Source organism: Aeromonas sp. R2-1 (assembly GCF_040908425.1).
Taxonomy (GTDB): domain Bacteria; phylum Pseudomonadota; class Gammaproteobacteria; order Enterobacterales; family Aeromonadaceae; genus Aeromonas; species Aeromonas caviae.
Map to the genome: position 1 here is coordinate 1 of NZ_JBFODR010000014.1, position 9,139 is coordinate 9,139.

10 protein-coding genes and 4 tRNA genes are annotated in these 9,139 nt (G+C 60.7%); 6 read left to right on the forward strand and 8 right to left on the reverse strand.

Annotated elements, in window-relative coordinates; translation table 11 throughout:
* Positions 1-18 precede the first annotated feature (18 nt).
* The 5 genes from AB5Y80_RS03100 to orn all read right to left on the reverse strand — a co-directional run bounded on the left by AB5Y80_RS03100 (position 19) and on the right by orn (position 1,216).
* A tRNA-Gly gene (locus AB5Y80_RS03100) sits at positions 19-94 on the reverse strand.
* A gap of 114 nt (positions 95-208) precedes the next feature.
* A tRNA-Gly gene (locus tag AB5Y80_RS03105) sits at positions 209-284 on the reverse strand.
* Positions 285-316: 32 nt separating this feature from the next.
* Positions 317-392: transfer RNA gene (locus tag AB5Y80_RS03110), tRNA-Gly, on the reverse strand.
* Between the two features lie 25 nt (positions 393-417).
* A tRNA-Gly gene (locus tag AB5Y80_RS03115) sits at positions 418-493 on the reverse strand.
* Positions 494-670: 177 nt separating this feature from the next.
* Positions 671-1,216: an oligoribonuclease gene (orn, locus tag AB5Y80_RS03120; RefSeq protein ID WP_039040160.1), complete on the reverse strand. Its 546-nt coding sequence runs from the start codon at positions 1,214-1,216 to the stop codon at positions 671-673.
* 91 nt (positions 1,217-1,307) lie between these two features.
* Here orn and rsgA point away from each other — a divergent pair, with 91 nt between their 5' ends.
* From rsgA to AB5Y80_RS03145, 5 genes are read left to right on the forward strand one after another with little or no spacing between them, the layout of a single operon-like run.
* Positions 1,308-2,342, forward strand: coding sequence for a small ribosomal subunit biogenesis GTPase RsgA (gene rsgA, locus AB5Y80_RS03125; RefSeq protein WP_039040203.1), 1,035 nt, complete (start codon positions 1,308-1,310; stop codon positions 2,340-2,342).
* A 29-nt stretch (positions 2,343-2,371) separates the two neighbouring features.
* Complete coding sequence (gene asd / locus AB5Y80_RS03130) at positions 2,372-3,244, forward strand: archaetidylserine decarboxylase (protein ID WP_042014303.1); 873 nt, start codon at positions 2,372-2,374, stop codon at positions 3,242-3,244.
* Positions 3,241-3,489, forward strand: a complete 249-nt coding sequence (locus AB5Y80_RS03135) for a VF530 family DNA-binding protein (protein ID WP_039040161.1) — start codon at positions 3,241-3,243, stop codon at positions 3,487-3,489. Before asd ends, AB5Y80_RS03135 begins: the two co-directional genes overlap by 4 nt.
* Positions 3,490-3,493: 4 nt before the next feature.
* Complete coding sequence (locus tag AB5Y80_RS03140) at positions 3,494-3,745, forward strand: DUF2960 domain-containing protein (RefSeq protein WP_201900645.1); 252 nt, start codon at positions 3,494-3,496, stop codon at positions 3,743-3,745.
* A 2-nt stretch (positions 3,746-3,747) separates the two neighbouring features.
* A complete protein-coding gene (locus AB5Y80_RS03145; RefSeq protein WP_134997894.1) occupies positions 3,748-4,149 on the forward strand; it encodes a hypothetical protein in 402 nt (133 codons plus the stop codon).
* A 96-nt stretch (positions 4,150-4,245) separates the two neighbouring features.
* On the opposite strand, the gene AB5Y80_RS03150 is transcribed toward AB5Y80_RS03145, so the two are convergent.
* A complete protein-coding gene (locus tag AB5Y80_RS03150; RefSeq protein WP_029314787.1) occupies positions 4,246-4,740 on the reverse strand; it encodes a hypothetical protein in 495 nt (164 codons plus the stop codon).
* A 166-nt stretch (positions 4,741-4,906) separates the two neighbouring features.
* Between AB5Y80_RS03150 and AB5Y80_RS03155 the strand changes: the two genes are divergently transcribed.
* Positions 4,907-6,880 carry an EAL domain-containing protein gene (locus AB5Y80_RS03155; RefSeq protein WP_368172510.1) on the forward strand — a complete coding sequence of 658 codons (1,974 nt, stop codon included), beginning with the start codon at positions 4,907-4,909 and terminating at the stop codon, positions 6,878-6,880.
* A 68-nt stretch (positions 6,881-6,948) separates the two neighbouring features.
* On the opposite strand, the gene rraB is transcribed toward AB5Y80_RS03155, so the two are convergent.
* On the reverse strand, positions 6,949-7,284 hold the full coding sequence (gene rraB, locus AB5Y80_RS03160) for a ribonuclease E inhibitor RraB (RefSeq protein ID WP_010675493.1): 336 nt from the start codon (positions 7,282-7,284) through the stop codon (positions 6,949-6,951).
* Positions 7,285-7,922: 638 nt separating this feature from the next.
* A protein-coding gene (locus AB5Y80_RS03165; protein ID WP_139739419.1) for an IS3-like element ISAeca4 family transposase occupies positions 7,923-9,076 on the reverse strand; the annotation gives its coding sequence in 2 pieces (ribosomal slippage) (positions 7,923-8,839 and positions 8,839-9,076; 1,155 coding nt in all).
* Positions 9,077-9,139 lie beyond the last annotated feature (63 nt).

Consider the following 9,139-nt stretch of genomic DNA (forward strand, 5'->3'; position numbering starts at 1 on the left):
ATGTCATCTGCAAGTGATTGGAGCGGGAAACGAGACTCGAACTCGCGACCCCGACCTTGGCAAGGTCGTGCTCTACCAACTGAGCTATTCCCGCATCGGAATATCACTTACATATTTTTGGAGCCAGCAACGAGACTCGCGCTCGCTACCCCGACCTTGGCAAGCACTGAACATGCTCTACCAACGCGGTGACTCCGGCACTGCATATTGGAGCGGGAAACGAGACTCGAACTCGCGACCCCGACCTTGGCAAGGTCGTGCTCTACCAACTGAGCTATTCCCGCAACATGGATTGTCTTGAGGCTGTGCTGATGATTGGAGCGGGAAACGAGACTCGAACTCGCGACCCCGACCTTGGCAAGGTCGTGCTCTACCAACTGAGCTATTCCCGCATCGGAACGTCATCAGCAAACAATTTGGAGCGGGAAACGAGACTCGAACTCGCGACCCCGACCTTGGCAAGGTCGTGCTCTACCAACTGAGCTATTCCCGCAAAACCTGAAAACAGACCGTACAGCATTTGGTTGCTTGCGCTACTGTACGGGAGCCGAATTATAAGAGCAGACATTCCAATTGCAAGGGCTTTTTTGTCTGGTTGCAGCCGTTCGCTCAAAAGCTGGCCGAACTGCTGATTTTAGCAACCGAACGACGGCAAACCCTTGCCAGCCACTCAGATTTTGAAGACGTGGGCGCGGTAGAACTGCAGTTCGGCAATGGATTCGCGGATGTCGTCCAGCGCCTGGTGGGAGCCGCTCTTCTTGAACTGATCCAGCAGTTCAGGCTGCCAGCGACGGACCAGCTCCTTGATGGTGCTGACGTCCACGTTGCGGTAATGGAAGAAGGCTTCCAGATCGCCCATGTGCTTGACCATGAAGCGGCGATCCTGGCCGATGCTGTTGCCGCACAGGGGGCTGGTGCGCTCCGGCACCCACTGGCGAATGAAGGCGAGGGTCTCGGCAACGGCCTTGGCCTCGTCGTATTCACTCGCCTTGACCCGGGCCACCAGCCCGCTCTTGGTGTGGGTGTTGACGTTCCAGTCATCCATCTTGCCCAGCTCTTCCTCGCTCTGGTGGATGGCGATGACCGGCCCTTCGGCCAGCACGTTCAGGTCCTTGTCGGTGACGATGGTGGCGATCTCCAGTACCACGTTCTCTTCGGGGTCCAGACCCGTCATCTCCATGTCGATCCATACCAGGTTCTGCGCGCTGACTGTCATGATTGCTCTCTCTATTGGGAGGAATGGCGGAATTTTGCCAATTTGCATGTATCATACTGGCTTTGAATCTGTTCATAAACTGGCAAACCCCGTGGCAAAGAAAGCAAAACTCAATCTGGGTCAACAAAGGCGCGTCCAGGCCAACCGCGAGCGGCGGCTGCAAAAAGAGCACACCACAGTGGTAGATGACACCCTGTTCGGCCCCGCCATCGAAGGGGTGGTGATCAGCCGTTTCGGCCAGCACGCGGATGTCGAGGCGAGCGATGGTGCCATCCACCGCAGCAACCTGCGGCGCAGCAGCATCAGCAGCCTGGTGTGTGGCGACAAGGTGGTGTGGCGCCCCGGCCTCAATGCCGCGACTGCCGGCGTCATCGAGGCGGTGCACCCGCGCCACTCGGTGCTGACCCGGCCGGACTTCTACGACGGGGTCAAACCCATCGCCGCCAACATCGACCAGATCATCATCGTCTCGGCGGTGATGCCCGAGTTCTCCACCAACATCGTCGACCGCTACCTGGTGGCGGCAGAAGATGTGGAGATAGCGCCCCTCATCGTGCTGAACAAGGTCGACATGCTCGATGACGCGGCCCGCGCCCGTATCGAGCACCAGCTCGAGACCTACCGCAAGCTCGGTTACGAGGTGCTGCTGGTGAGCTGCGAGAGCGGTGAGGGCATCGACGCCCTCAAGGCGGCGCTCACCGACAAGATCAGCATCTTCGTGGGCCAGTCCGGGGTGGGCAAGTCGTCCCTCACCAACGCCCTGATGCCGGGGCTGGACGTGCTCACCGGCGAGATCTCCGAGAACTCGGGGCTCGGCCAGCACACCACCACCACGGCGCGACTCTATCACTTCCCGAGCGGCGGCGATCTCATCGACTCCCCCGGGATCCGCGAGTTCGCCCTCTGGCACCTGGAAGCCGACCGCATCACCTGGTGCTTCGTCGAGTTTCGCGACTACCTGGGTGGCTGCAAGTTTCGCGACTGCACCCACAAGGATGATCCCGGCTGCGCCCTGCGCGCCGCGGTCGAAGCGGGCGCCATCAGCGCCGATCGTTTCCACAACTACCACCGCATCCTGGAAACCATGCAGGAAGCCCGCCACGGTCGCCAACAGGCGCGGCTGTGACCCGTTCAACTCATTCCCAGATGAAGATCATGAGCATCACTGACAACCTGAAAATTGCCGGTCAATACTGCCTGCCCAAACACGCCCTCTCCCGCCTGGTGGGCAAACTTGCCGCCGCCGAAGCGGGCAACCTCACCACCAGGGTGATCGAGGCCTTTATCAAGCAGTACCAGGTCGACATGAGCGAGGCGCTGCACGAGAGTCCGGCCCACTACAAGAGCTTCAACGAATTCTTCACCCGCGAGCTCAAACCCGGCATCCGCCCCGTGGTGGAAGACGCCATGACCCTGGCCCTGCCGGTGGATGGCACCGTCAGCCAGCTCGGGCCCATCAGCCAAGGTCGCATCATTCAGGCCAAGGGCCACGACTACAGCGCCCGCGAGCTGCTGGGGGGCTATGAGGATCTGGTGGCCCCGTTCAAGGATGGCGACTTCGCTACCATCTATCTGGCACCCAAGGATTACCACCGCATCCACATGCCGCTGGACGGCGTGCTGGAGAGCATGGTGTTCGTGCCGGGGGATCTCTTCTCCGTCAACCCCCTCACCGCCGAGAACGTGCCCAACCTGTTTGCCCGCAACGAGCGGGTGGTGGCTACCTTCCGTACCCCCCACGGCCCCATGGCCCTGGTGCTGGTCGGTGCCACTATCGTCGCGAGCATCGAAACCATCTGGGCCGGCAACATAGCGCCGACCAAAGAGAAGAAGGTGGTGCGCTGGGACTACACCGGCGATGAAGCCATCACCCTGCAAAAGGGGGCCGAGATGGGCCTGTTCAAGCTGGGCAGTACCGTGGTCTGCCTGTTTGGCCCGGGCATGCTGGCCGGTTTCGAGCCGCACCTGGCCAACGGGGTCACCACCCGCATGGGTCAGCCCTTTGCCACCCTGGCGGCGCAAGCATGAGCGATCAACCCGCTTCCCAGAAGAACAACCCGCTGCACGGGCTGACCCTGGAAGCCATCGTCACGGCCCTGGTCGCGCACTATGGCTGGGAAGCGCTGGGGCAGCAGATCAATATCCGCTGCTTCACCGATAATCCCAGCATCAAGTCCAGCCTGAAGTTCTTGCGCAAGACCCCCTGGGCCAGAGAGAAGGTCGAAAGCCTCTATCTGTACGTCCAGCGCAAGCAGGCCAAAGCAAAGGAATAACGCCATGGCGTTCAAGATTACCTACACCTACGGCAAGAAAACCAAAGAGATCGGCTACGCCAACGACAAGTTCAACAGCATCTATGATGCCATTGCCGCCGCCGAGGGGATCGATCTGACCCGCTTCCACGCCATGGAAGAGCAGCTGGCCCAGGTGTGCCGCCGCGACAAGAAGAGCGTGAAGGATTACCGGGAGAACTACTTCAAGGAACTGGGCTTCTCCAACATCGTCATCGAACGGGACGCCAAGGAGTAACCATGCGCACCCTGACCCTGATGGCGGCCACCCTGCTGCTGGCCGCCTGCAACACGACACCGAGGGAGCCCCTGGTCGGCGCGGATCGCGACGAACATGGCTGCATCGGCAGCGCGGGCTATCAGTGGTCGGCGCTGGCAGGCCAGTGCGTGCGGCTGTTCGAGCAGGGCATTCGCCTCAATCCGACCGATGCCGGTCAGACCGTCAGCGCCTTCGTGCTGTTCAATGCCGATCAGAGTCAGGCCGAGCTGACCCTGCCAGAGGGCGAGCCGATCCGGCTGATCCGCCAGGGCGAAGAGGGCAACTGGTCCTGGCAGGGCGGTGGCTATCAGCTCTTCCCCTGGAAGGGCTATGTGCTCAAAGCCGGCGACCATGTGCTCTATCACGGCGATCTGACCCCCTGAGCCTCGTCATCCCTCCCCCCACGCCCTGATGGGCGCAGAGCAGGCATAAAAAAACCCCGTTGCACGCAACGGGGTTTTTCATGATACCCGGCAGGATCAGTTGCCGAGGGTGGAGAACAGGCTCTGTTCCAGGCTGCCGCGGGAGACGCACACCGGGGTGATGGAGGGAGCCAGTACCCGCTCGCCGGAGGACTCGACGAAGTAGAGCTGGGTGTTGCCCTTGACGTTGACGGTCGCCACGCTGTTGTTGCCGCTCTGGGTGATGATCAGGTTGATCTGCAGGTTGGGGTTGCCCAGCGCCACCTTGGACCCCATGGTGCCGCAATCCAGCCACTCCAGACCATCGGCCGAGTTTTCCACGTTGGCGGTCATCAGACCGGCACCACGCTGGCTGTTCTCGATGTTCAGGCCGTGATCGCCGAACCACTTCTCGGCACGGGCCCACACCAGATCCACCGGGATCGCCATCTCCTGGGTGTTGTTGGTTGCCTTGGCAACCGGCGGGGTATAGCGATACTGCTCGCCGCCGTTGTTGTCGCTCGCACAACCCACCATCAACAGGGCCAGAGCGCCCCCCATTATCTTCTTCATGCTGCTTCTCTCATCCATAAGGCCATAGGCCAACCGGCGGCTATTATGGCGATCGCGACACAGACTGTCAGCAGGGATCCGCACAAATGGCGTACTCTTAACCCAGGCTTTACAAAACCCACCTGTTATCATAGATTTGCTCGAAGTCTCCCCCGTGAGTGCTCTCGTGACTTCTTCGTTCTCCCTGGCGCTGCTGCAGCAGATCATCGACCAGTTACCCATGAATATCTTCTGCCGGGACAAGCACGGACGGTACCTGTTTGCCAACAAGGCATTCGCCAGAGAAGCCGGCCTGCAAGACCCGAGCGAACTCATTGGCAAGAGCGATGCCGAGATGCCCTGGGGGGATGTATTCCGGGAGGAAGATGACCGCCTGCTGGCCGACGGCAAACCCCTGCTGCACCAGCAGCTCCATTGCCACAGCGGCGAAGGCGCCAGCTGGATGGAGATCAACAAGGTTCCCCTGTATGACGAGCACGGCGATCCCATCGCCCTGTTTGCCATGGTCAGCGCCATCGATCAGCGCAAGGAGCTGGAGCAAACCTTCCGCCAGCAGCAGTTGCTGCAACGCCGCCTGCTGGATGCCATTCCCGACCTCATCCGTCTCGAGGATCACCAGGGCGTGCTCATCGACTGCAACCAGGCCTTTCTCGACTTCATGGGGCTGGTGGCAAGCGAGGCTCTGGGTCGGCGCGTCCCGCCCCGGCTGCCCGTCGAACAGACCCTGGGTCAGGGGGAGTATTGCGTGGTGGATGCCCAAGGCAGAGGCCGCCATCTGGAGGTCACCCGGGTCGAGGTGCCGGATGACGAGGGCAACTCCCTCGGCATCCTTACCCTTAGCCGCGACATCACCGGGCTGCGCACCACCCAGGCCCAGTTGCAGCAGGAGCAGCACTACGACAGCCTGACCGGCCTGCTCAAGCTCTCCCACTTCCTCCAGACCAGCCGTCATCTGGGCGCCCGCAAGGCCAGCCTGCTGCTGGTGGATCTGCAACATTTTCGCGAGATCAACGATCGCTTCGGGATACGGGTCGCCGACCGCCTGCTGAGCCAGGTGGCCCGCCGCCTGCAACGGCTGGCGCCGCCCCAGTCCCTGCTCTGCCGGGTCGCGGCGGATGACTTCGCCCTGCTGCTGCCCGAGCTCCCCCTCTCTCTGGATACGTGGAGCCGCAACCTGCAGCAGGAGCTGATGACGCCCTACCAGGTCGAGGAGCACAGGATCCAGATCCCGGTGTTCCTCGGCATCGCCCATGGCAAGGCCAAGGATGCCGAGCGTCTGCTGAGCCACGCCGAGGCCGCCCTGGCCCAGGGCAAGCGCCAGCAGCAGCACTGCACCCTGTTCGACCCCGCACTCGATGCCAAGCTCAAACGCCGCCAGCTCATCGCCGCCCAGTTGCCACTCGCCATCAAGTCCGCCGAACTGACCGCCGTCTACCAGCCCATCATCTGTACCCACAGCAACCGGCTGCACGGGGCTGAGCTGCTCTGCCGCTGGCCCCATCCCGAATTCGGCATGATCTCCCCCGACGAGTTCATCCCGCTGGCGGAGGAGCTGGGGCTCATCGGCCAGCTCGGCCAGCTGATGCTGGAGCTCGGCTGTGCCCAGCTTGCCCGCTGGCAGGTGGCGGCCCCGGATCTGGTGCTCTCCATCAACCTCTCGCCCCTGCAGTTCCGCGATCCCGAGCTCTGCCCGCAGATCTTCGACTGCATCGCGCGCCACGGGCTCGCCCCCTGGCAACTGGAGCTGGAGATCACCGAAGGGGTGCTGATGGAGAATGCCGACGAGATAGAGAGCAACCTGGCCAGCCTCATCGAGGCGGGCTTCCAGCTCGCCATCGACGACTTCGGCACCGGCTACTGCTCCCTCGCCTATCTTCCCAGGCTGCAGGTGGCGACCCTCAAGCTCGACAAAAGCTTCACCCAGGGGCTGGCCACCAACCAGGCCACCACCGCCATCGTGCGTTCCGTCATCGGGTTGGGCCACGAGCTTGGCATCAAGATCACCGCCGAAGGGGTGGAGACACCGGAGCAGCAGGCCTGGCTGGTGCAGGTCGGTTGCGATCGGCTGCAAGGCTATCTGTTCAGCCGCCCCCTCCCACCGGCCGACTTTGCCCGCAGCTACCAGCTACCGGAGCAGTAAGCCAGCAACAACAAGGCCACCCGAGGGTGGCCTTGTTGTTTTTGCAAAGCGTACGTGATCTGGCGCACTTACTCCTGGAAGTAGGTGCCCCAGCCGTCGTAGTCCACCCCGTATTTCTCGAGGATGGGCAGCATCTTCTCGATGTCGGCGACGATGGTGTCGATGTCCAGCTTGCACTCCACCATGGCGTCGAAACAGAAGATGGTAGCGCCGTCGTCCAGCTCCATCTCCTCGGCGTCGGTCACTTCGAAACCGGCCTTGAACAGATCGACCGCCGCCTTCTCCAGCAGATCGAACTTCTGGCAGGCAAAGTGGTGCTCAATCTCGTAATCCAGATCCGGGTTGCTGCCATCGGCCAGCAGCTCGTTGACGATGGCGGCGGTCTCTTCGCGCCACTCTTGCATATTGGTATTCATATAAACCCCAGGCGATGTTGGATGGATGTCACCCCTGCCAGCCGCGTCGGCCCGGACCATGGCCAGGGGATGAGTGCGGCAAAGCATACCCGCAGAGCGCGGCAGGCTCAATCGATGGGCCAAGATAACTGGCGCCTCTTCCGGCTTGGCGCCAACGGGCAGCCCTCGGCACATCAGGCAGCCCGCCATCCTTCATGATGTTCTGCTGGCCGTCGGCCCGCCCTGCCCCGCAGGCGCCCCTCTTTTCATGGTTAAAACGGGGAAACCGGTCCAATCACGGGAAGATTGCTCGGATATCGAGCGAACGGTACATCAATCTGCGGCCTGTGGTTGACACCTCAGTCCAGAAAGGGTTTAATGCGCGCCGTTGCCCAGATAGCTCAGTCGGTAGAGCAGGGGATTGAAAATCCTCATGACACTTTTCATACCACAGCGCTGGACAGCACACCCTACAAGGCTTCGCTTTCAATGCGAGGCCTTTTTGTTATGCGTCTCTGGTCAATCTCTGGCAAGGTTGCTCACCGAGCTCGGGATTAATAATCCCCGCCTCATAATCCGCTGCTTCATCTGACAACAGATAGCAAAATCCACTCCCCCCTCCCCTGCAATGAATCGCCCCGGCTTCTCTAGACACTTTTGAGCCGTTCGAAATATTGCTTTTCACACTCTACTGGCGATAGCCCATTGTTGAAACTGTGCCGACGCTTGGGGTTGTAAAACATTTCAATGTAATCGAACACATCCTGCCGGGCCTCCTCCCGATCTGCATAGGTTTTACGTCGGATCCGCTCGCGTTTGAGGAGTTGGAAGAAACTCTCCGCCACCGCGTTATCATGGCAATTGCCACGTCTGCTCATGCTGGCCTTGAGCCGGTGCTCCCGCAAAAAATCCTGCCAGTCATAGCTGCTAAACTGGCTCCCTTGGTCAGAATGAACCAGCACTTCCTGCTCGGGTCGCCGTCGCCACACTGCCATCAGTAACGCGCTGATGGCCAACTCTCGGTCGATCCGTGGCCCCATTGACCAACCAATGACTTGTCGTGAAAACAAATCCAATACCGCGGCCAGATAGAGCCAGCCTTCATGGGTTCGAATATAAGTGATGTCCGTTACCCAGACCTTATTTGGCTCAGTCACATCGAACTGGCGTTCAAGATGATTCGGTGCAACCACCGTTGGCCGGCCACCATAATGACCGGGACGGCGACGATAACCGGTTTGTGAACGCAAACCTTCATGACGCATTAATCGCGCCACCCGGTGTTTCCCACAGGTCTCGCCCATCTCTCGCAGGTCATCCCGGATCTTGCGATAGCCATAGACGCCCCCGCTTTCTAGCCAACATTGCTTGATCTGGCCCAGGAGGCGTTGGTCTTCAAGTGCGCGGGCAGATAAAGGCTGGTGCTGCCAGGCGTAATAACCGCTCGGGTGGACATTCATCATCCGACACAGTCGGCGGATGGGATGTGTGGACGCGTGCACCCGGATGAAGGCGTACCTTACCCTGACAGCTTGGCAAAGTACGCGGCGGCCTTTTTTAAGATATCTCGCTCATCGGTGACGCGGCGCAGTTCAGCCTTGAGGCGCCGAATTTCGGCTTGCTGGCTGGAGTCATGCTGTTGCTGCACGGCGGGCTGGCTGTAGCGCCTGATCCAGGCGTAAAGACTGTGGCTGGAAACACCAAGTCGCTCAGCGACCTCTGCCACTGGGTAATGGCGCTCAGTCACCTGCTTGACGGCGGCCAGTTTGAATTCTTCCGTGTAACGTTGCTGCTTGCTCATAACACCTCCTGATTGACCTCAGTTTGAGGCTCTTGAGGTGTCTAGGAAAGTAGGGGCGATTCA

Excerpts from the sequence above, each read along its gene's own strand:
- orn (WP_039040160.1), bottom strand. The coding sequence starts at position 1,216 with ATGACAGTCAGCGCGCAGAACCTGGTATGGATCGACATGGAGATGACG.
- asd (WP_042014303.1), top strand. The coding sequence starts at position 2,372 with ATGAGCATCACTGACAACCTGAAAATTGCCGGTCAATACTGCCTGCCC.
- AB5Y80_RS03135 (WP_039040161.1), top strand. The coding sequence starts at position 3,241 with ATGAGCGATCAACCCGCTTCCCAGAAGAACAACCCGCTGCACGGGCTG.
- AB5Y80_RS03140 (WP_201900645.1), top strand. The coding sequence starts at position 3,494 with ATGGCGTTCAAGATTACCTACACCTACGGCAAGAAAACCAAAGAGATC.
- AB5Y80_RS03145 (WP_134997894.1), top strand. The coding sequence starts at position 3,748 with ATGCGCACCCTGACCCTGATGGCGGCCACCCTGCTGCTGGCCGCCTGC.
- AB5Y80_RS03150 (WP_029314787.1), bottom strand. The coding sequence starts at position 4,740 with ATGAAGAAGATAATGGGGGGCGCTCTGGCCCTGTTGATGGTGGGTTGT.
- rraB (WP_010675493.1), bottom strand. The coding sequence starts at position 7,284 with ATGCAAGAGTGGCGCGAAGAGACCGCCGCCATCGTCAACGAGCTGCTG.